At 43.1% G+C, this 20,135-nt stretch carries 21 protein-coding genes; 17 read left to right on the top strand and 4 right to left on the bottom strand.

Features of this window, described 5'->3' with window-relative positions:
- The first annotated feature begins 42 nt into the window (after positions 1 to 42).
- A complete protein-coding gene (locus tag NSQ34_RS15925; protein WP_268456203.1) occupies positions 43 to 3,897 on the top strand; it encodes a metallophosphoesterase in 3,855 nt (1,284 codons plus the stop codon).
- 30 nt (positions 3,898 to 3,927) lie between these two features.
- On the opposite strand, the gene NSQ34_RS15920 is transcribed toward NSQ34_RS15925, so the two are convergent.
- Genes NSQ34_RS15920 through nagA form a run of 3 tightly spaced genes read right to left on the bottom strand, consistent with a single transcriptional unit; the run spans position 3,928 to position 6,587 of the window.
- Positions 3,928 to 4,653: a GntR family transcriptional regulator gene (locus NSQ34_RS15920; RefSeq protein WP_268456202.1), complete on the bottom strand. Its 726-nt coding sequence runs from the start codon at positions 4,651 to 4,653 to the stop codon at positions 3,928 to 3,930.
- 18 nt (positions 4,654 to 4,671) lie between these two features.
- Positions 4,672 to 5,397, bottom strand: a complete 726-nt coding sequence (gene nagB, locus NSQ34_RS15915) for a glucosamine-6-phosphate deaminase (protein ID WP_268456201.1) — start codon at positions 5,395 to 5,397, stop codon at positions 4,672 to 4,674.
- Positions 5,397 to 6,587: an N-acetylglucosamine-6-phosphate deacetylase gene (gene nagA / locus NSQ34_RS15910; protein ID WP_268456200.1), complete on the bottom strand. Its 1,191-nt coding sequence runs from the start codon at positions 6,585 to 6,587 to the stop codon at positions 5,397 to 5,399. The genes nagB and nagA overlap by 1 nt, the downstream gene beginning before the upstream one ends.
- A gap of 177 nt (positions 6,588 to 6,764) precedes the next feature.
- Here nagA and hprK point away from each other — a divergent pair, with 177 nt between their 5' ends.
- The 8 genes from hprK to NSQ34_RS15870 all read left to right on the top strand — a co-directional run bounded on the left by hprK (position 6,765) and on the right by NSQ34_RS15870 (position 12,570).
- Positions 6,765 to 7,697 (top strand): HPr(Ser) kinase/phosphatase, encoded by a 933-nt coding sequence (gene hprK / locus NSQ34_RS15905; protein ID WP_024423572.1) that lies wholly within the window; start codon positions 6,765 to 6,767, stop codon positions 7,695 to 7,697.
- A gap of 11 nt (positions 7,698 to 7,708) precedes the next feature.
- A complete protein-coding gene (gene lgt, locus NSQ34_RS15900; RefSeq protein WP_268456199.1) occupies positions 7,709 to 8,533 on the top strand; it encodes a prolipoprotein diacylglyceryl transferase in 825 nt (274 codons plus the stop codon).
- A gap of 20 nt (positions 8,534 to 8,553) precedes the next feature.
- On the top strand, positions 8,554 to 9,498 hold the full coding sequence (locus tag NSQ34_RS15895; protein ID WP_024423570.1) for a nucleoside recognition domain-containing protein: 945 nt from the start codon (positions 8,554 to 8,556) through the stop codon (positions 9,496 to 9,498).
- Entirely contained in the window at positions 9,495 to 10,145 is a 651-nt protein-coding gene (gene ppaX / locus NSQ34_RS15890) for a pyrophosphatase PpaX (RefSeq protein WP_268456198.1), read from the top strand. Before NSQ34_RS15895 ends, ppaX begins: the two co-directional genes overlap by 4 nt.
- A gap of 1 nt (position 10,146) precedes the next feature.
- The gene (locus tag NSQ34_RS15885; protein WP_120207769.1) at positions 10,147 to 10,665 is read left to right on the top strand and encodes an acyltransferase; all 519 of its coding nucleotides are present in this window, start codon (positions 10,147 to 10,149) and stop codon (positions 10,663 to 10,665) included.
- Between the two features lie 69 nt (positions 10,666 to 10,734).
- The gene (locus NSQ34_RS15880; RefSeq protein WP_024423567.1) at positions 10,735 to 11,163 is read left to right on the top strand and encodes an Rrf2 family transcriptional regulator; all 429 of its coding nucleotides are present in this window, start codon (positions 10,735 to 10,737) and stop codon (positions 11,161 to 11,163) included.
- Between the two features lie 87 nt (positions 11,164 to 11,250).
- Positions 11,251 to 11,892: an NAD(P)-dependent oxidoreductase gene (locus NSQ34_RS15875; protein ID WP_061110127.1), complete on the top strand. Its 642-nt coding sequence runs from the start codon at positions 11,251 to 11,253 to the stop codon at positions 11,890 to 11,892.
- A 45-nt stretch (positions 11,893 to 11,937) separates the two neighbouring features.
- Positions 11,938 to 12,570, top strand: a complete 633-nt coding sequence (locus tag NSQ34_RS15870; protein ID WP_061110126.1) for a DsbA family protein — start codon at positions 11,938 to 11,940, stop codon at positions 12,568 to 12,570.
- A 41-nt stretch (positions 12,571 to 12,611) separates the two neighbouring features.
- Here NSQ34_RS15870 and NSQ34_RS15865 read toward each other — a convergent pair whose 3' ends face one another.
- Entirely contained in the window at positions 12,612 to 13,400 is a 789-nt protein-coding gene (locus NSQ34_RS15865) for a C39 family peptidase (RefSeq protein ID WP_176967180.1), read from the bottom strand.
- 233 nt (positions 13,401 to 13,633) lie between these two features.
- Here NSQ34_RS15865 and NSQ34_RS15860 point away from each other — a divergent pair, with 233 nt between their 5' ends.
- Genes NSQ34_RS15860 through hisIE form a run of 8 tightly spaced genes read left to right on the top strand, consistent with a single transcriptional unit; the run spans position 13,634 to position 20,069 of the window.
- Positions 13,634 to 14,809, top strand: coding sequence for an ATP phosphoribosyltransferase regulatory subunit (locus NSQ34_RS15860; RefSeq protein WP_034281040.1), 1,176 nt, complete (start codon positions 13,634 to 13,636; stop codon positions 14,807 to 14,809).
- Entirely contained in the window at positions 14,802 to 15,449 is a 648-nt protein-coding gene (gene hisG, locus NSQ34_RS15855) for an ATP phosphoribosyltransferase (RefSeq protein WP_065214810.1), read from the top strand. Before NSQ34_RS15860 ends, hisG begins: the two co-directional genes overlap by 8 nt.
- Positions 15,446 to 16,732: a histidinol dehydrogenase gene (hisD, locus tag NSQ34_RS15850; protein ID WP_176967181.1), complete on the top strand. Its 1,287-nt coding sequence runs from the start codon at positions 15,446 to 15,448 to the stop codon at positions 16,730 to 16,732. The genes hisG and hisD overlap by 4 nt, the downstream gene beginning before the upstream one ends.
- Positions 16,732 to 17,316, top strand: a complete 585-nt coding sequence (hisB, locus tag NSQ34_RS15845) for an imidazoleglycerol-phosphate dehydratase HisB (protein WP_034281037.1) — start codon at positions 16,732 to 16,734, stop codon at positions 17,314 to 17,316. The genes hisD and hisB overlap by 1 nt, the downstream gene beginning before the upstream one ends.
- On the top strand, positions 17,316 to 17,954 hold the full coding sequence (hisH, locus tag NSQ34_RS15840; protein ID WP_217008726.1) for an imidazole glycerol phosphate synthase subunit HisH: 639 nt from the start codon (positions 17,316 to 17,318) through the stop codon (positions 17,952 to 17,954). The genes hisB and hisH overlap by 1 nt, the downstream gene beginning before the upstream one ends.
- A complete protein-coding gene (gene hisA, locus NSQ34_RS15835; RefSeq protein ID WP_061110122.1) occupies positions 17,951 to 18,688 on the top strand; it encodes a 1-(5-phosphoribosyl)-5-[(5-phosphoribosylamino)methylideneamino]imidazole-4-carboxamide isomerase in 738 nt (245 codons plus the stop codon). Before hisH ends, hisA begins: the two co-directional genes overlap by 4 nt.
- On the top strand, positions 18,685 to 19,443 hold the full coding sequence (gene hisF / locus NSQ34_RS15830) for an imidazole glycerol phosphate synthase subunit HisF (protein ID WP_034281034.1): 759 nt from the start codon (positions 18,685 to 18,687) through the stop codon (positions 19,441 to 19,443). The genes hisA and hisF overlap by 4 nt, the downstream gene beginning before the upstream one ends.
- Positions 19,440 to 20,069: a bifunctional phosphoribosyl-AMP cyclohydrolase/phosphoribosyl-ATP diphosphatase HisIE gene (gene hisIE / locus NSQ34_RS15825; RefSeq protein ID WP_041115607.1), complete on the top strand. Its 630-nt coding sequence runs from the start codon at positions 19,440 to 19,442 to the stop codon at positions 20,067 to 20,069. Before hisF ends, hisIE begins: the two co-directional genes overlap by 4 nt.
- The last annotated feature ends 66 nt before the right edge of the window (positions 20,070 to 20,135 follow it).

Raw genomic sequence — 20,135 nt, 5'->3', positions numbered from 1 at the left:
CGACCTTCAGGAGACACAATATCCGAAGGGAGGCGGTGCAAGATGGTGAACGTGAGCAGACAAATCATGCTTTTATGTTTTTTTATCATTCTTTTTTGTTTCAGTCAGCCTGCTTCAGCAGGACCTTTTCTTCAAACAGAAGTGAATGTACCGGACAAGCCTTTTTCGCCTTTTATCTTTGACCAATTTCATGTGGACGTCCGCCCGGTTCTAGGAAAAAGCCATGATCTACAGTTTCGTGCGTCCATTAGTGACCAAGAACAGATTTTGTCTGCGAACTTGTATTATAAACAAAGTGATGAACTGGGGTATCGCTTGATTCCAATGGAACGGCTGCCAGGGATGAAGCCAGAATTTACAGCGAAAATTCCGCCAGATCAATTATGGAATCCAACCGTTCGTTACTATACAGAGTTCCTTACGCAAAAATCAGTCATCAAAACGGCTGAGAAATCGGTTCATTTAAATGGATTTGAAGAAGATCTTTCACATATTCCGGATTTATTCATCACAGAAATTGTCGTCAATTCAAAAAACCGAAAAGGCAAAGATGCTTTTGAGTTTATTGAAGTGTATAACACGACACAGGCGCCTATCTCTCTTAAACATTATCAGCTCCGCTACCACAATCCTGCACAGGGAATTGAAATGGATGATGTATATTCCTTTCACACAAATCCAGTCACCATTTCACCTGGAAAACCTTATGTATTCTGGCTGAGAAAAAAAGGGCAGGAGCATTTAACGGCAGCGGACTTTAGTGCCATGTACAAAAGCCAATTAAAAGAGGGCGAGCATCTATCCATTATCGAGAGCAAAGGGCTGTCCAACTCAAAATCTCGTCTTGTTTCGATCACAACAAATATAGGTGAAGAGATTTCTTCTGCCGCATTTCGTTTGAAGCCATCATGGTTTAGCGAGCATAAATCCTTGCTGTTTAAGTATCCAATGGATGGTACTACGCAGACGAAGCTGATTTCGAAAATTGAGGAAGAACCCACTCCAGGTAAAGTGCTAAAAGCACAAATTCCATCTGAAAAAAAGGAAATTTCTCAAGATATCCATAAACCTGTGATTGAAGATATGACGGTAAGGAAACCGGTGAAACCCACTGAAAGTGTAGAGATTAAAGCAGATGTCCAAGATGATCAGGCCGTAAAAACCGTCAAGCTGCGCTATCGAACGAATCGAAAAGATCCGTTTAAGGAAATCCTGCTGCAAAAAGACCATAATGACCGGCTATTTCATCATATTATTTATTCACCTGAGTTGATTGGGAAAGAACAATTGGAATATCAGCTTGAAGCGTCAGACGGCGAAAATGAAGCCAAGACGTTGAAAAAAACGATTGATGTGGAGCAGGTCAGTAAAGCCCACGGTCTGCGATTCAATGTAGAAGAGGGAGATACGGTATCAGGTTTATTTTCATTAAAGGCAACGTCTGATCAGAAAAAAAGCATCGAATTACGGATAGATGGAAAACGGAATCAGCAAGTATCCTCTGCCCTTGAAGCAGATCCATATATCGCATTTGATGTCAAAGGAACAAATTTATATTTTAAAAATGGTGTGTCTATAGGTAGGCGTTTACTTTCTATTTTTGATGATTCGACAAAAGTGTACCGTACCTATACAATGCCAATACCCGAAGAAGAGATAAAAAAGGCAGGTCTCCAAACGATCTCTTTTCACGCTGGTACAAAGTCTTCTCCGGTGGACCGGCTGCCTGGAGAGAATCATGATGATTTTGAATTGAAAAACGTCAGGATGATTTTATCAAATGGAACACAAATTCCGCCAATCAATGCGAAGCCGCTAAAAGAATGGAGAATGGGAGACAGCGGGAACGCAAAAAAGGTGAGAACGTTTCAATTTGAGATTCCAAAAGAGGCGTATGTCTCAACCTATATAAAGTGGGACACAAAAAGGCTGAAAGAAGGGCCGCACCTGATTGAGGCCAAAACCTCAGACGAGTACGCTTCAGTACGTGTGAAAGTTGATAACACTGGGCCGAGAATTAAGACCAACGTACAAGCAAAGGATCAATATAAAGGCGCCTTTACATTAAAAGCAAAAGTAACGGATCGCTGGAGTGACATAGAGGAGTTGAAGGCATATGTAGATGGCAAACCAGTTTCTTTGCCATATCAGACGTCCTCTAGTGAATTAAAGCCTGGAAAGCACACGTTTACAATTAAAGCAAAAGACGCTGCCGGGAACATGTCGACGTTGAAAAAAGAGTTCAAGACGGTACATGAGCATCCTGAAACACCAGAGCGGGTGGCAGATAAGACGAAAATGAAATCATCAAAACAAACTGTGCTAACCAAGGATCCAACGAATGATAAGTTAGATTACTCTTTTTATCGTGCCTATCAATATACATCGCTGCATCCTTCAATGAAGATTTTTAAGTATGCAGCAGAGACAGAACCGCCTAAGAGTTATCTCCAAAAAGGAGAAATGATTTTTTCTGATCAAGAAAGGAACCGCATTGCATTTGTTGATGGGAAGTCAGTTGAAACGAAGGATTTACAGCGCTTTCCTTATCATCGTTTTCAAATTAAGGTTCATCATGATGTACGTGAAAAGGATGTCGTCGAAGCTGTATGGAAAGGGAGTTCCTTGTCAGGGAGAAAGGTGACAATGTACGCGTGGAATCACCAGCAGGAAAAGTGGGATAAAATCACTCATCACTTTGCCAAGGATCAAAAGGAATTTTACCTGAAAGGGCTGCTGTCAGTGAGACAGTACATGAAGAATCAAACGTTTGATTTGCTAGTACAGGATGAAATCAGCAAATCGCAAAAGCCATATAAGATGGTATGGATGTCTGACACTCAATATTATGCAAAGAGCTATCCTCATATCTTTAAACAAATGGTTGAATGGATCAGAGATCAAAGAGAAAAATTAAACATTCAATATGTGTTCCACACAGGCGATATTGTGGATGATTCAAAGGATAAGCAATGGCACCGTGCTGATACATTTATGCGTGTATTGGATCAGAATCACATTCCCTATGGGGTTTTAGCAGGAAATCATGATGTTAGACACAAGGACGGTTTATATGCGGAATACGGGAAATATTTCGGGGAAAAACGCTTTGCTGATAAGCCTTACTATGGTGAATCCTATCGAAACAATAAAGGTCATTATGATCTCATCTCTGCCGGCGGCAATGATTATATGATGGTGTACATGGGCTGGGGGATTAAGCAAGATGAAATTGATTGGTTAAACCGTGTAATTTCTGAGCATCCAGATCGTATCGTCATTTTAAATTTCCATGAGTATTTGTTAGTGAGCGGCAACCGGAGCCCGATTGGCGACCTCATCTTCCATCAAGTGGTGAAACGCCATCCTAATATTGTGGCCGTATTTAGCGGCCATTACCATGGAGCAAGCAGGAAAGTAGATCAGCTTGATGATGATCATGATGGAAAAGTCGACAGGAAAGTATATCAAATACTCGCCGATTATCAGTCAGGACCTGAAGGTGGTCAAGGGTTTATGAGGGTCATAACAGCCGATCAAGAAAAAAATCAACTTCATTTTACGACATACTCTCCTTACTTGAATCAAGAGCATTTTTATGATCCTAAAACGTATGGAGATCAGGATGAATTTTCAATCGATGTAGATTTGACACCGAAAATGAAATCTGTCAAAACCAATTATTTTGAACTCAATGTGTATACGAATGTTCTTCTAGGAGAAGCGCGCGGCGTAAAAAGCGGCAAAAAAGCAAGCTTTGAGTGGAAGGGCTTAAAGCCAAATGAAGATTATTATTGGTACACTGTAGCAAAAGATCGTTTTCAAGGAAAAGCCATTTCACCAATATGGAAAATTCATACAAAAAATGATGACGAAACAAAATTTCTTAGGAAATAAAAAAACAGTGCTCCGTGTCAGGGGCACTGTTTATCTTTCCATTGTATGAATGAGCTTGTAACGATCCCCTCTATAAACGGAAACAACATACTCAAATGGAATGTCTTGTTGAAAAAAAGTCGTTCTTGTTATGGACAGCACAGGGTCTCCTGCTAGAATAGACAGCAAGTGTGCTTCTTCCTTTGAGGCAACATTGGCTTCAAGCTCCTGTTTGGCATGAGCAATAACTTGGCCAGTGTGAGTTTCTATATATTCATATAAAGAGCCAGTTAAATGTTCCTTTGTTAAATCTCCTGCAAATCTTTCAGGTATATAGCTCGTTTCAATCGCCATCGGTTCATCATTTGCAAGGCGTATCCGTTTGAGCTCAAATACAGCATCACGATTTGACAGATGTAAGACTGGCAGCAAGTGCTCTGGACATGCGATTTTTTTAAAGTCAATCAGCTGGCTTGATGCTTTGAGTCCACGCTGGCGCATATCCTCTGAAAAGCTTGTTAAGCCTTGAAGCGGCTGTTCAAATTTTTTTCGGCTTACAAAGGTGCCTTTTCCTTTTTGGCGATACAAATATCCTTCGTTCACAAGATTCGATAAGGCTTGTCTGACAGTCATTCGACTAATACCAAAGCGTTCGGCATATTCTCTTTCAGAAGGAATGAGTGTATCAGGTGCTAATGTTCCATCCTCAATCTGTTTTTTCAGGTTCTCCATAATCTGATGGTACATCGGAATAGGTGACTGCTTATCAATAAACATGTGAAAATCCTCTCGTTTTTAGCGTAGTGATCCAGCTTCTCGATCAATCAAGATCGTTACATCTTCATGAAGTTTCAGTGCAGACGCTGGAAAGTCTGGATGAATTTCTGCCTGTTCTAAATATTGTATCACTTTCGCTTTTGATTTTCCCGAAGCAAGAAGGAGAATCTTTTTACTTGAAAGAATGCTCGCAATTCCCATTGTGATGGCATGTGTAGGTACCTCATCAATAGAAGAAAAGTATCTTGCGTTAGCCTGTCTCGTGTTTTCATCTAACTGCACGACATGAGTCTTTGAGTTGAAAGGGGTACCAGGTTCGTTAAAACCGATATGCCCATTTTGACCGATTCCAAGGAGCTGAAGATCGATGCCGCCTACATCCTCAATGAGCTGGTCATATCTTAAGCATTCCTTTTCTAAATGAGCTGCATTGCCATTTGGAAGAAAATACTGATCGTGAGGGAGATCAATATGGTCAAATAAATGACGTTTCATGTAGGTCATATAACTATTTTCGTGTTCTGGATCAAGTCCTGCATATTCATCTAAATTGATTGTTTTTGTTTGCTTGAAAGACAATTGACGCGCTTGATGAAGTTGAATTAACTCTTTGTAAGTTTCAATAGGTGTACCGCCCGTTGCTAGGCCGAGTACGGCATCAGGTTTAGCAGCTATTGTCCTTGCAATAATGGCAGCTGCTTCTTTTCCTAATTGATCTTTGCTTTCAAATTCGATGATGTTCATTAGTGGTTGGCCTCCTTTTTTTCAAAGACGATTTGTCCACGGCAGATCGTCATCATCAGTTCACCAGATTCATCCCAAATCACCAGATCTGCTAGTTTTCCAACTTCGATGGAACCGAGCTGTTGATCAAGTCCCAGCTGAGCGGCCGCATTGGTTGAGGTCATCTTCGCAATCTCTGTCCAATCACAATCAGTGAGCTGTTTCATCCGTCTGACGCCATCTTTCATTCGCAAAATCGATCCTGCAAGTGTACCATCGTCCAGCAATGCTTTTTCGCCGCTGACTGTGACCGTCTGACCGCCAAATTCATACGTTCCATTCCCAAGCCCTTTTGCACGCATCGAGTCTGTGATCATGATTAAACGATCACTTCCTTTTGCCAAATACGCAAGCTTGATGGAAAGAGGATGGGAGTGAATCCCATCTGTGATCAGCTCAGTATGAAGATTCTCGTTCGTAAGAGCAGCACCTACAGCGTTCGGTTCACGGTGCTGAAACGAACTTATTGCGTTATAAAGGTGCGTTACATGGCGTGCACCATGCTTAGCTGCTAAATTGATCATGTCATGATGGGCATTCGTATGTCCAATAGAAGGGATAATGTTCTTTTCCTGTAATAGAGAAAGAAATGCAAAATCTGTGTCTTCCTCAGGTGCAAACGTGACAATTCGAATGAGCTGATCAGAAGCATCCAGCCATTTTTTAAAAAGCGGGATGTCCGGCTGTTTAATCCATTGAACAGGCTGTGCTCCTGCCTTATCTTTAGAAATAAATGGACCTTCGAGGTGGATTCCTATACATTGTGCCTGATTTCCTGCTTGTGCTTCATTACTTTGTTTCCACTGAGCGACATTTTTAAGTGCATGCTCAATCTCATGATGGTTTTGTGTGATGGTTGTCGCTAAAAAACTTGTCGTTCCTTCGGACGGAAGGTTGTCAGCGAGCGTATTCATTGCTTCTGCTGTCGCATCCATCATGTCTGCACCATATCCGCCATGGATGTGAATATCAATCATTCCAGGGAGTAAATAAAAGTTTTCCCGGGAAATATATACTTTTTCATAATTTCCTGTCGGTGGTGATGTTGAAATATAGTCAATCTTGCCATCGCGTAAACCGACAAAACCGTTTTCAATGATCTTTGTCTTTGTCACAATATGAATGTTGGAGAGCAATAAAGAACCGCTCATGTTTGAGCCCCCTTATTCGTTATCTTTCATTTAAGTTTACTCTTTTTAAGTATAGTTGTCTATACCAGTTAGGGCAGTGAAACAGGAACAGGATAAAATACTGTTTTGGGTTCATCATTGAAAGTGATAAAATAGAGCTGTATTTCTGAATCGCCTGTGATAAAAGGAGGAAGAAACGTGCCGAAAGTTCGTACGAAGGACATAATGGAACAATTTCATCTTGAACTGGTAAGTGGGGAAGAAGGGATTAATCGTCCCATTACAATCAGTGATCTTTCCAGACCAGGTATTGAAATGGCTGGTTATTTTACATATTACCCAAAAGAAAGAGTTCAACTTTTAGGGAAAACAGAGCTTTCTTTTTTTGAACAGCTCCCAGAACGCGAACGAAAGCAGAGAATGATGTCTCTTTGTACAGATATTACCCCTGCCATTATTTTGTCACGAGATCGTGATGTCCCGAAGGAATTAATCGAAGCATCAAATGAAAATGGCGTGCCTGTTTTACGATCTAGCCTAAAAACGACAAGACTTTCGAGTCGATTGACCAACTTTTTAGAAAGTAAGCTTGCACCAACGACTGCCATTCATGGTGTGCTCGTAGATGTATATGGTGTAGGTGTGTTGTTAATTGGGAAAAGCGGAGTAGGAAAAAGTGAAACAGCCTTAGAATTAGTGAAGAGAGGACATCGGCTGGTCGCAGACGATTGCGTGGAAATCCGTCAAGAGGATCAGGATACGTTAGTCGGGAGCGCACCTGAGCTGATTGAACATCTTTTAGAAATCCGCGGGTTAGGCATTATTAATGTGATGACCTTATTTGGAGCAGGCGCTGTCAGAAGCTATAAGAGAATTACGATTGTAATGAACCTTGAGCTTTGGGAACAAGGCAAACAGTATGATCGTTTAGGACTTGAAGAAGAGAAAATGCGCATCATCGATACAGATGTGCCGAAGCTGACGATCCCTGTGCGGCCAGGACGAAACTTAGCGGTCATCATTGAGGTGGCTGCGATGAACTTCAGGCTGAAACGTATGGGACATAATGCAGCGGAACAATTTACAAGTAAACTTGCCGATGTCATTGAAGACAATGGCCAGGATGAATAGGAGTTGACTATATGAACGAAGCAATTCAGCCAATTGATCCGATTGCTTTTCACCTCGGACCTATTTCGGTTCATTGGTATGGTGTGATTATTGGGGTCGGGGCCTTGCTTGGACTTTGGCTCGCCTTGAAAGAATGTGAAAAAAGAGGAATCAATAAAGATACGTTCATTGACTTAATCTTATTTGCCATTCCAATAGCGATTATTTGTGCTCGAATTTATTATGTATCCTTCGAATGGGATTACTATCAGCAGCACCCAAACGAAATCATTAAGATTTGGAATGGTGGAATTGCGATTCACGGGGGGCTGATCGGTGCCGTGCTGACAGCCATCATTTTTACAAAAGTGAGAAAGGTATCCTTTTGGAAAATAGCTGACGTCGCAGCACCTAGTATTTTACTAGGGCAGGCAATTGGACGCTGGGGGAACTTTATTAACCAAGAAGCACACGGTGAGGCGGTTTCAAGAACCTTTTTAGAAAATTTGCATCTGCCTGAGTTTATCATTAATCAAATGTATATTGATGGTACCTATTATCACCCGACGTTCTTATACGAATCATTATGGAATCTTGTTGGTGTTGTCATCTTGATTTTATTACGCAGAACCTCGCTGCGCAGAGGCGAAATCTTCTTGTCTTATTTAATTTGGTATTCAATCGGCCGTTTCTTCATTGAAGGGATGAGAACAGACAGCTTAATGCTGACAGAGCATCTTCGAATCGCACAGATGATTTCGATTGCGATATTCGTAGTGGCTGTTCTACTGATTTTCTTTAGAAGAATGAAAGGATACGCATCGATTCCGTATAAAGAGAACAACTCATCGAATTAAGCAGGGGGGATCAGAAGAAGATGGGAGAGACATGGAAAAACGGCTTGAAAGCAGGGCTGTCGACAACTTGGACACTTGGTAAAGTCATCTTTCCAGTGACCATTCTCGTCAGTATCTTGCAGCATACGCCTGTCATGGATTGGATCATCCGATTCATTCAGCCATTTATGGGGCTGTTTGGTCTTTCGGGGGAAGCGGCTATTCCGCTTGTATTAGGAAATATGCTGAATTTGTATGCGGGGATTGCTGCCATTTTGACATTAGAACTTCCTGTGAAGGAAGTGTTTATTTTGGCAGTGATGCTGTCCTTTTGCCATAACTTGATCATCGAATCAACAGTGGCAGCAAAGGTTGGACTGAGGGTATCTGTGATTTTGCTGGTCAGAATCAGTCTTGCTGTTATTTCTGCTATTGTCATTCATCTCGTTTGGCAGGGAGGCGAGGAGCCGGCGCAATATGGACTGCTTAGTGCAGCTCAGGCGGCGGATGTGCCTTCCAGCTGGTACATGATCGTCCTTCTTGCTTTACAAAAAGCAGTACTCGGTGTGCTGCAGCTTGCCTGTATCGTTATCCCGCTCATGATCATCATTCAATTCATGAGAGATTTAGGCTGGCTCCATACACTGTCTAAGTGGCTGTCACCTTTTACTAGAATGCTTGGAATGAAAGAAAATACGTCTATGACGATGGTGGCTGGATTAACGATTGGTCTCGCTTATGGAGCCGGTGTGATGATGAAGGCAGTGGAAGAGGACGGTGTGAGTAAAAAGGACTTAACCCTTGCCTTTATTTTCCTTGTTGCCTGCCATGCGGTGGTCGAAGATACGCTGGTTTTTATTCCACTTGGTATTCCGGTATGGCCGCTTCTTGTGATCCGCCTGATTTCTGCAATTTTATTGACAGCTGCCATTAGCTATATTTGGCGGAAGCGGGAACATGCAGCTGTTAGAAAGGAAGCCATATGAACGAATCAACGATCAACACAGTGCTATTTGATTTAGATGGTACATTAATCAATACAAATGAATTAATTATTGCTTCATTTCAGCATACGCTGGATCATTATTATCCTGGTCAGTACAGCCGTGAGGATATTCTTCATTTCATTGGTCCGTCCTTGTTTGATACATTTTCTGCGATGGACCCTGATTTGACAGATGACATGATTCAGATGTACCGCACGTTTAATCATAAGCAGCATGATCTGCTTGTGACTGAATATGAGACCGTTATCGACACATTGAAAGTCCTGCAGGATCGAGGATTTAAGCTCGGTATTGTCACAACGAAGATACGGGATACGGTTTTAATGGGATTGAAGCTGGCCGGTTTAGAGCCGTTCTTTGAGGTCATTGTGACGCTCGATGATGTCCAAAATGAGAAGCCGCATCCGGAGCCTGTTCAGCTGGCATTATCAAAGCTCGGCAGTGATCCGCATGAAGCGGTGATGGTCGGTGATAATTATCACGATATTTTGTCTGGTCAAGCGGCAGGGACAAAAACGGCAGGTGTTGCTTGGTCTATTAAGGGAGAAGAGGCGCTTTTAAAGCATCGCCCTGATTTCATGCTGAAGAAAATGAGTGATCTCCTGGCGATTGTTGGAGCTGATTAAGTTGAGAAAAACAGATCGTTATCCTGTAAAAGGGGTCAATTCACTGCGGCAAGTCTATCGGACAGTTCCCTTTTTCAAAGTGGTGAAAAACTTCATTTTTATTCAAATGGCAAGGTACACGCCTTTTATGGGAATGAAAAATTGGATATACCGAACCTTTCTTCGTATGAAGGTCGGCGAGGATACGGCGTTCGCCTTAATGGTGATGGTTGATCTGATGTTTCCTGAGAAAATCACTGTCGGTCGAAATAGTGTGATCGGCTATAATACGACCATCTTGTCCCATGAGTATTTGATTAAAGAGTACAGACTTGGGGAAGTCTATATTGGTGATGACGTTTTAATTGGAGCTAATTCAACTATTTTACCTGGTGTGACCATTGGGGATGGTGCGATCGTATCGGCTGGTACACTTGTTCATAAGGATGTGCCAGCAGGCTCATTTGTTGGAGGAAATCCAATGCGCATGATTTATACGAAAGAAGAAATGGAAGCACGTCAATCTACGTCTGCTGAGTAGCTCGGCAGACTTTTTTGTTGACAATGTGACATGGTGTAACTATAATGATTACAACAGAGGTGAGAAAACATGAAAATCAGCAGCAGATTTACTGTCGCTGTCCATATTCTGGCCTTGCTATCACTTGAAAAAGGATCATTACAGACATCGGAGGATATCGCAGGAAGTGTGAATACAAACCCAGTGGTCATCCGCCGCATTATGAGTAAATTAAAAAAAGCAGGCCTAATCTCAACGAGTCTTGGCAAAGGCGGTTCTCAGCTGAACCGCAGTGAAGACGACATCACACTGCTCGATGTGTATAAAGCGGTTGAAGTCGTGGATGAGGGAGAATTGTTTCAAATTCATGAAAGCCCAAATCCTGACTGTCCGATCGGTGCAAATATTCAAGCGGTGCTTGAATTAATTTTATGCCGCGCTCAAAGTGCGATGGAGCAAGTACTTGCTGAGATCAAATTAAGTGAACTAACGCATGTGCTAATCAAAAAAATTGGATGATCTATTCAATTTTTTTTACCTCTGTTGTAACCGTATTAGTTACACCTTTCTTTATCAACATAAAACCATATTGCAGGAGGAGTTAACATGAAAATTGGAATTATTGGCGCAACAGGTAAAGCAGGACAAGAAATTGTGAAAGAGGCTCAATCAAGAGGACATGAAGTAACGGCGATCGTCCGAGATGCACAAAAGGTGACAGATTCATCACTAGCTGTTCTTGAGAAGGATGTGTTTCACTTGCAAGCAGAAGACATCAAAGGCTTTGATGTGATTGTAAATGCATTTGGCGCACCTGCTGGAAAAGAGCACCTTCACGTAGAAGCTGGGAAAAAGCTGATCGATATTTTAAAAGAGGCACCTGAGACTCGTTTGATCGTTGTGGGCGGAGCAGGAAGTCTATTTGTAGATGAGGCGAAAACAACAAGACTAGTGGACACACCAGAGTTTCCTAAAGAATATGCTGCTACGGCTTCACAGCAAGGAGAAAACCTAAAAGATCTTCAACAGACAGAGGGATTAAAATGGACCTTCCTCAGTCCAGCTGCGTTCTTTAATCCAGCTGGCAAACGTACAGGTTCTTACGTGAAAGGGAAAGACCATCTGATTGTCAATTCTAAAGGTGACAGCTATGTGAGCTATGCTGACTACGCCATTGCGCTGGTTGATGAGGTGGAGCAGGCAGCCCATGTTGGAGAACGTTTTACCGTTGTATCTGAAGCTGAATAATCAGTTTCATGACCGCCTAAAAATGATAAATGGGGAGTCTAACGTATGAATGAGCAAGAATTGTCTTTCATCTATGTATGGGATGCGTATTGTGGCTGGTGTTATGGATTTTCAAACAGTATCCGCACTTTGCATGAAAATCATCCGGAGATATCATTAACACTTGTGTCGGGTGGTTTATTTGTAGGGGAAAGAAGTCTTCCAATAAAGGATTATCCACACATCTCAGAAGCAAATCAGCGTATTAGTCAGCTGACTGGTGTCGAGTTTGGTGAACGTTATCAGGAGCTGCTAGCAAACGGAACGTTTCTTTTAGACTCTGAGGCTGCGGCCATTGGTTTTTCTGCATTAAGATCCATCGCACCTGAGCGCGCATTGCACTTGGCTTCATCGATGCAAAAGGCTTTTTATCAAGACGGAAAAAGCCTGAGTGATGAAGAAACGTATCGGGAGATCGCTTTGGCGCATCATCTTGATCCTGACGCAGTCATTGAACGCATGAAAACAAAAGAAGCGATGAATGATGCGTATGCCGACTTTGCGAAGGTTCATCAACTTCATGTGAACGGCTATCCTACACTTTTATTAAAAAGAGGGGATGAATACTTCAGCCTGGGCGGAGGTGCGATGACAGCTGAAAAGCTTGAAGACCGCCTGAAGGAATTATTAGAAAAATAAATCATTCAAAAACAACCTCTATGCGGATAGAGGTTGTTTTTTTACGCTTTAATGATAATCGCCTGACTGCCCATCTGTTCCCAAGAATCTTCAAACTGATCACGGTCGACTTTTTGATTCTTTTCTCCATAGGGGTTATTCAAGTAGACATGCTCCTTGTCATAGCCTGTGATGACCACGCTATGCATATTAAAGCTTACATTTATTTTGCCATTCGGTGTATTCCAAGTTTCGATGTTATCTGTTTTGTCAAAGGTGGATGTCGTAATCACCCAGACAGGATAGCCCTTTTCAAGTGATTGATAGATGGCCTTTTTAACAGGCTTTCCGGTTAAGTCGACAACTTGATCGCCTGCATATTTTTTCGCAAGCTGATAAATCGGTTCGTGGTAAACACCAAGACCCGGCCCATTCTCCATATCGCCTACAAACCCGTCATGAGGGTCTCCTTTTAAGCCATTTTCATAATTGAGCGGAACACGTTTTACTTCATTTGCCAACTTGTTTTTCGTTACATGCTCATAGCGGTTGTAATGAAGCAGCATCGCTAAGCTCGTGACTTCGCATCCGTTATAAAGCCTTGGCGCATCCATTTGATTGTAGAGGATGACGTCCATGGCTTTTTTGCTTCCTTTTAATGAATGATGTGTGGTTTCTGCTTTTTTCGTTGAACGAGTTTCTTCAGCTGCAAGTGCCGTATCGTTTTCTTTTGCTGCTTTTTGCGGCGAAGCTGTTTTCTTGACTTGATCGATTTGCGAAACGTATATAAAGCCGAAATAAACAAGACATGCGCACAACAAAGTTAAGATGAATGTCTGGATGAACTTCACTGTTAATCTCCTGTGTTATTCAATATTTTTAAGTATTATAGCACGTTCTTTCTTCGAACATACAGAAAAGGCACAGGTGTCACTTGAATGTAATAATTCCAGAATATGTTGATGAAAATAGGGGGAAATAAAAATGATTGATTTAATCGCTTTATTTTGTTAGCATATTATCATATTAGCGAACTAAAGGATTCGGAATTTTTTGTTTTAATGTGTTGGAGGTGCGGAAGAACATGTTTATGTTTGAGAAACCATATGGTATGCGAGATTCATTACCTGGATTGTATGAGACGAAGAAAAAAGTGAGACATTCTTTAACAGAGGTCATGACTGGTTGGGGTTTCCGTTTGATGGAGACACCAACGCTTGAATTTTACGATACAGTCGGTGTTCAATCGGCAATTACAGATACACAGCTCTTTAAGCTGCTTGATCAAAACGGGCAAACCCTTGTACTGAGACCTGATATGACGGGGCCGATTGCAAGAGTGGCGGCTTCCAAGCTTCACCAGCAGGCGTATCCGCTTCGTGTTGGGTATGCAGCCAACGTGTTCCGAGCGCAGGAAAGAGAAGGCGGAAGGCCGTCAGAATTTGAGCAGGTCGGAATTGAATTGATTGGTGATGGTTCGATTAGTGCAGATGCTGAAGTCATCGCACTTGCCGTATTTGCCTTAAAAAATGCCGGGCTAAGGTCCTTCAAAATCGCGATCGGGCATGTCGCTTTAGCAGAGACGTTATTTGTCGATGTACTCGGAAATACAGAGCGTGCAAATGTCCTTCGCCGCTTCTTATATGAAAAGAATTATGTGGGATACCGTCAGCATGTGAAACAATTACCGCTCTCCTCCATCGATAAAACGAGGCTGTTACAGCTTTTAGAGTTAAGAGGCGGCCAAGAGGTTATAGGGCGGGCAGAGGAAATCGTCGTTTCACAAGAAGGAAAAGAAGTGCTCGCACAGTTAAAGTCGCTTTGGGAGACACTTGAAGATTACGGCTGTACAGAATATATCCGTTTAGATTTAAGCATGGTGAGTCATATGAGCTATTATACGGGTATTTTGTTTGAAGTATTTGCAGATCATGTTGGGTCGGTCATCGGAAGCGGCGGGAGATATGATCAATTGCTTGCTCATTTTGATGCACCTGCACCAGCTACAGGGTTCGGACTTCGACTAGACCGTCTTCTTGAAGCGCTCGATGCAAAAGAAATTGTTGAGCCGCAGGAGGCTGTGATTTTTAGCAAAGAACAAAGACTGGAAGCTTTTGCTTTTGCAGAAAAGGAGCGGTCAAAAGGGAAAAAGATCGTCCTGCAAGACTTAGCGGGGATTGAAAATATTGACGCGATGACCAAGGCATTTGAGCAGGTGACTTATTTTATCGGTGCTAGAAAGGAAGAGCAAAATGGGTAAAGTGTTGACGATGGCGATGCCAAAGGGCCGGATATTTGAAGAAGCAGCAGGGCTGTTAAGACAGGCGGGGTACCAGCTGCCAGAGGAATTCGAGGATTCAAGAAAATTAATCATTGATGTACCAGAAGAAAACCTCCGCTTTATTTTAGCCAAGCCAATGGATGTGACCACCTACGTAGAGCACGGCGTGGCGGATGTTGGCATTGCAGGGAAGGATGTCATGCTTGAAGAAGCTCGTGATGTGTACGAAGTGCTCGATTTAAACATCAGTAAATGTCATTTAGCTGTTGCTGGCTTGCCAGGAGCGAGCTGGGGGGGTGTCGCACCGCGTGTGGCGACAAAGTACCCAAATGTTGCATCGTCCTATTTTAGAGAGCAAGGGGAGCAGGTGGAGATCATTAAGCTGAATGGTTCCATTGAATTAGCACCGCTCATTGGGCTTGCCGATCGCATTGTGGACATTGTCTCCACAGGTCAAACACTAAAGGAAAATGGCCTTGTGGAAACGGAGCATATTTGTGATATCACGTCACGTTTTATTGTCAATCCTGTGAGCTATAGGATGAAGGATAACGTGATCGATGAAATGGCGCAGCGTCTTGCAAGAATCATTGAAGGAGAAGGGGAGGAATCATCATGAACATCACCTGCATACAAGAAGGTGAGACAGATACTCTCTCACTCAAACGGTCTTTAGATACAGGAACAGAAGAGCAGCGTCAGGCTGTTCAGCGCATTATACAAGAAGTGAGAACAAATGGTGATGAAGCTGTACGGTCTTTTACAAAGCAATTTGACGGGGTGTTGATTGAAGATCCACTTGTCACAGAGGAGGAAATGGCAAAAGCCTGCGACCGCTTGGACAAAGAGATGGTTCAAATTATTCAAACGGCTATCAAGCATATTCGCACATACCACGAGCGCCAGCTGACGTCCTCTTGGTTTTATCACCAAAAGGACGGCTCAATGCTAGGACAAAAGGTAACACCGCTTGATACAGTAGGTGTGTATGTCCCCGGTGGAACAGCTGCCTATCCATCATCTGTATTAATGAATGTGATCCCTGCGCTAGTCGCAGGCGTTGAACGAATCGTTCTTGTGACACCCCCTGGGAAAGATGGCTGTCTCTCTGACGCTGTCTTGGCTGCGGCGAAGGAGCTTGGTATTTCTGAGATGTATAAAATGGGCGGTGCACAGGCGGTTGCGGCACTTGCCTATGGAACGGAAAGCATCAAACCTGTTGATAAAATCACAGGTCCAGGCAACATTTATGTCGCGCTGGCAAAGCGGGAAGTATTTGGTCAGGTAGACATTGATATGATTGCAGGCCCAAGTGAAATTGCAATCCTAGCAGACGAAACAGCAGTCGCGCATGAGGTAGCGGCGGATTTACTTTCGCAGGCAGAGCATGATGCGCTGGCATCTAGTATTTTGGTGACACCGTCTAAGACACTTGCTGAAAGCGTGCAGGCTGAAGTAAGAAAGCAGATTGATAGTTTACCGAGAAAATCAATCGCAGCAAAATCTATACAAGATCATGGCCGTATTTACGTGACAGAATCAATCGATCGTGCAGTAGACGTCATCAATCAATTAGCACCAGAGCACTTAGAGGTGCTGACAGCATACCCAGAATCACTTCTTGGTCAAATCAAGCATGCTGGTGCGATTTTCTTGGGACGATATAGTCCAGAGCCGGTGGGCGATTATTTTGCAGGGCCGAATCATGTGCTGCCAACAAACGGAACAGCTCGATTCTCCAGTCCGCTTGGTGTGACTGATTTTCAAAAGAAAACGAGCATTATTTCATATAGTCAAGAAGCCTTTGAAACACACCGGGAAAGCATTGCGGCTTTTGCCAGATTAGAAGGGCTTGAAGCACATGCAAGGTCGATTGAAGCGAGAAAGCGGGAGGAATCGTAATGAGACAGGCGGAAACATCGAGAAAAACAAATGAAACAAACATTTCATTAGCGCTAGAAATTGATGGAGAAGGAAAAGCGGATATTCAAACAGATGTCCCTTTTATGACGCACATGCTCGATTTATTTACGAAGCATGGACACTTTAATTTGACCGTCGATGCGAAAGGAGATACGGATGTTGATGATCACCACACAACAGAAGATATCGGCATTGTACTTGGGCAAATGTTTAAGGAAGCGTTAGGCGATAAAAAGGGAATTAAGCGGTATGGATCAAGCTTTGTTCCGATGGATGAAACACTTGCCCAGGTCGTGGTCGACTTAAGCAATCGTCCTCATTTGGAAATGAGAGCGGCCTTTCCAAGTCAAAAGGTTGGTACCTTTGATACAGAGCTAGTGCATGAGTTTCTGTGGAAATTTGCACTTGAAGCCCGGATCAACCTTCATGTCATTGTTCACTACGGAACCAATACACATCATATAATTGAAGCCATTTTTAAAGCGATGGCACGTGCCTTAGATGAAGCAACAACCATTGATCCACGTGTGAAAGGAATTCCTTCAACAAAGGGGATGCTCTAATGATCGGAGTCATTGATTACGGAATGGGAAATTTGTTCAGCGTATCAAAAGCACTGGAACGAGCGGGTGCCCGCTATATCGTCTCCTCTGATGTAGAGGAGCTGAAAAAAGCAGATGCTTATATTTTGCCTGGGGTCGGTTCGTTTCATGATGCAATGCAGCTGTTAAAAGAGACTGGACTTGAGGCGTTTATCCATCAAGTCGTAGAGGAAGGAAAGCTGTTATTCGGCATTTGCCTTGGCATGCAGCTGTTATTTGAAGAAAGCGAAGAGGCAGGACACACAAAAGGATTGGGTCTGTTAAAAGGGCGTGTCGTTCTTTTAAAGGATTGTGATCAGGACGGGCAAAGGCTGAAGGTACCTCATATGGGGTGGAATGAGCTCACGTTTCATCAGCCCTCCCCATTGTTTGACGGTGTGCCAGAAGGATTTGCGTACTTTGTTCACTCTTATTATGTGAGTGATATGAATCCAGATGAGCAATTAGCAAGCGCGGACTATGGTGTTCAAGTACCAGCTGTTGTTGGCAAGGGAAATGTGCTTGGAGCACAGTTTCACCCTGAAAAAAGCAGTACAACGGGAATGGCGCTGCTCAAACAATTTATTCAATTAGCAAACGAACAGAGGGTGAACAAATGAGTGAGTTTACATTATATCCAGCGATTGATATGAGAAATGGCAAATGTGTACGTCTTGTGCAAGGAGATTATGATCAAGAAACCATTTATGGAGATTCACCGCTCGACATGGCCGCGCAATTTGTAAAAGAAGGAGCTAAATGGATTCATCTTGTCGATCTAGATGGTGCAAAAGCAGGGAAACGTGTCAATCATGAGCATGTGCTGGCGATTGCTTCCTCCTTAGATGTGAAGGTACAAATCGGCGGCGGTATTCGGACGGAAGAAGACGTTGCCTTTTATTTAAAGAGCGGCGTAGATAGAGTGATTCTCGGCAGCTCAGCTGTTTCGAACCCAGTCTTTGTGAAAAAAATGCTGGCGCAATATGGAGAGAAAATCGCAATTGGGATTGATGCGCGAAATGGCTTTGTATCAACTGAAGGATGGCTTGAAACGTCTAAAGTGAAGGCAGAGGAACTCGGCAGGGAATTGGCAAAGGAAGGCGCAGAGGTCTTTATTTTTACCGATATTCAAATGGATGGCATGCTGTCTGGTCCCAATGTAGAAAGCACGGTTCGCTTAGCAGAAGCAACCGGCAAACAAGTGATTGCTTCAGGTGGTGTCAGCGCAGTAGCTGATCTTCAAAAGCTGTCAGCGCAAAAACAGTCTGGTGTGTCTGGTGCGATCGTTGGAAAAGCACTTTACACAAAGCAGTTTACTTTAGCAGAAGCATTTGAAGGGCTTGACCGCATATGATGACAAAACGAATCATCCCATGTCTTGATGTGAAGGAAGGGCGTGTTGTCAAAGGGGTGCAATTCCTAGGCTTAAAGGATGCTGGTGATCCGGTCGAATTAGCGCAGATCTATGATGAGGAAGGGGCGGATGAACTTGTCTTCCTTGATATTTCCGCTTCTCATGAAGGCCGGAAAACGATGGTGGATGTGGTCAAACAAGTCGCGTCCACTCTTGCGATACCATTTACGGTGGGAGGCGGGATTAACCACCTTGATGACATGAAGCGTATATTAAGAGCGGGTGCAGACAAAGTATCTGTCAACACAGCAGCTGTGTTAAGGCCGGAACTGATTTCAGAAGGTGCTGACTTTTTTGGCTCCCAGTGTATCGTTGTTGCAATTGATGCAAAATACGATGAAGAGAAAAAAGCATACATGGTCTATACACACGGAGGACGCCGTCAAACAGATTTAGAGGTCAGCGACTGGGCGAAGGAAGCTGTGCAGAGAGGGGCAGGAGAGATTTTGCTGACAAGTATGGATGCCGATGGTGAAAAGACAGGCTTTGACCATCGATTGACAAAGCTTGTATCAGAGGCAGTCAATGTGCCAGTTATTGCTTCTGGCGGCGCTGGCAATGCCCAGCATATGCTCGAGGCCTTTACAAAAGGAGAAGCTGATGCAGCATTAGCAGCATCTATTTTCCATTATAAAGAAACCTCCATTCATGAGGTGAAGACATATTTGAGAGAACACGGGGTGAAGGTCAGATGAAACAGGCAAATGAATTAACCTTTAATGAGGCAGGCCTGATTCCTGCGATTGTACAGGATGCTCAAAGTAAGGAAGTATTGACGCTTGCGTATATGAATCAAGAATCCTATGAAAAAACGCTGGAGACAGGTGAAACATGGTTTTATAGCCGGTCGAGAAACGAGCTTTGGCACAAAGGCGCCACCTCTGGACATACCCAGCAAGTGATTTCTATTCGATATGACTGTGACAAGGACGCTCTGCTTGTCCTTGTCGCGCCAAGCGGCCCAGCCTGCCATACTGGCAGCTATAGCTGTTTTTCGGAAGAAGGCGTGAAGCGCCAAAGCGAAGAGCAGGATCGTTTTGCGATATTAAATGAACTTGAACAGGTCATTGCAAAGCGTCAGGCGGAAATGCCAGAAGGGGCTTATACAACCTATCTATTTGAAAAAGGGGTCGATAAAATCCTGAAAAAGGTAGGGGAAGAGGCGTCTGAGGTGATCATTGCAGCGAAAAACCGGGATCAAGAAGAATTGAAATGGGAAACTGCTGACCTCCTCTATCATCTTCTTGTATTATTACGCGAACAGCAATTGCCGCTTGATGATGTATTAAAGGTATTAAAAAAACGTCATCAAGGTGAATGAAAAGCCGGGGGATATCCCTGGCTTTTTTATTTTAAATGAAAAACAAATCCTTCCTTTCTTTTTGTT

This window comes from Bacillus sp. FSL P2-0069 (genome assembly GCF_038593315.1).
GTDB lineage: Bacteria > Bacillota > Bacilli > Bacillales > Bacillaceae > Bacillus > Bacillus safensis.
The sequence above is the reverse complement of the archived record's forward strand: the minus strand, read 5'-3'. Positions and strand labels throughout refer to the sequence as shown.

Coding starts and splice junctions, on each gene's coding strand:
- NSQ34_RS15925 (WP_268456203.1), top strand. CDS start 43: ATGGTGAACGTGAGCAGACAAATCATGCTTTTATGTTTTTTTATCATT.
- hisH (WP_217008726.1), top strand. CDS start 17,316: ATGATCGGAGTCATTGATTACGGAATGGGAAATTTGTTCAGCGTATCA.
- hisD (WP_176967181.1), top strand. CDS start 15,446: ATGAACATCACCTGCATACAAGAAGGTGAGACAGATACTCTCTCACTC.
- hisF (WP_034281034.1), top strand. CDS start 18,685: ATGATGACAAAACGAATCATCCCATGTCTTGATGTGAAGGAAGGGCGT.
- NSQ34_RS15895 (WP_024423570.1), top strand. CDS start 8,554: ATGGGAGAGACATGGAAAAACGGCTTGAAAGCAGGGCTGTCGACAACT.
- NSQ34_RS15880 (WP_024423567.1), top strand. CDS start 10,735: ATGAAAATCAGCAGCAGATTTACTGTCGCTGTCCATATTCTGGCCTTG.
- nagA (WP_268456200.1), bottom strand. CDS start 6,587: ATGAGCGGTTCTTTATTGCTCTCCAACATTCATATTGTGACAAAGACA.
- NSQ34_RS15875 (WP_061110127.1), top strand. CDS start 11,251: ATGAAAATTGGAATTATTGGCGCAACAGGTAAAGCAGGACAAGAAATT.
- NSQ34_RS15870 (WP_061110126.1), top strand. CDS start 11,938: ATGAATGAGCAAGAATTGTCTTTCATCTATGTATGGGATGCGTATTGT.
- nagB (WP_268456201.1), bottom strand. CDS start 5,397: ATGAACATCATCGAATTTGAAAGCAAAGATCAATTAGGAAAAGAAGCA.
- hisIE (WP_041115607.1), top strand. CDS start 19,440: ATGAAACAGGCAAATGAATTAACCTTTAATGAGGCAGGCCTGATTCCT.
- hisB (WP_034281037.1), top strand. CDS start 16,732: ATGAGACAGGCGGAAACATCGAGAAAAACAAATGAAACAAACATTTCA.
- NSQ34_RS15920 (WP_268456202.1), bottom strand. CDS start 4,653: ATGTTTATTGATAAGCAGTCACCTATTCCGATGTACCATCAGATTATG.
- lgt (WP_268456199.1), top strand. CDS start 7,709: ATGAACGAAGCAATTCAGCCAATTGATCCGATTGCTTTTCACCTCGGA.
- ppaX (WP_268456198.1), top strand. CDS start 9,495: ATGAACGAATCAACGATCAACACAGTGCTATTTGATTTAGATGGTACA.
- hisG (WP_065214810.1), top strand. CDS start 14,802: ATGGGTAAAGTGTTGACGATGGCGATGCCAAAGGGCCGGATATTTGAA.
- hisA (WP_061110122.1), top strand. CDS start 17,951: ATGAGTGAGTTTACATTATATCCAGCGATTGATATGAGAAATGGCAAA.
- NSQ34_RS15860 (WP_034281040.1), top strand. CDS start 13,634: ATGTTTATGTTTGAGAAACCATATGGTATGCGAGATTCATTACCTGGA.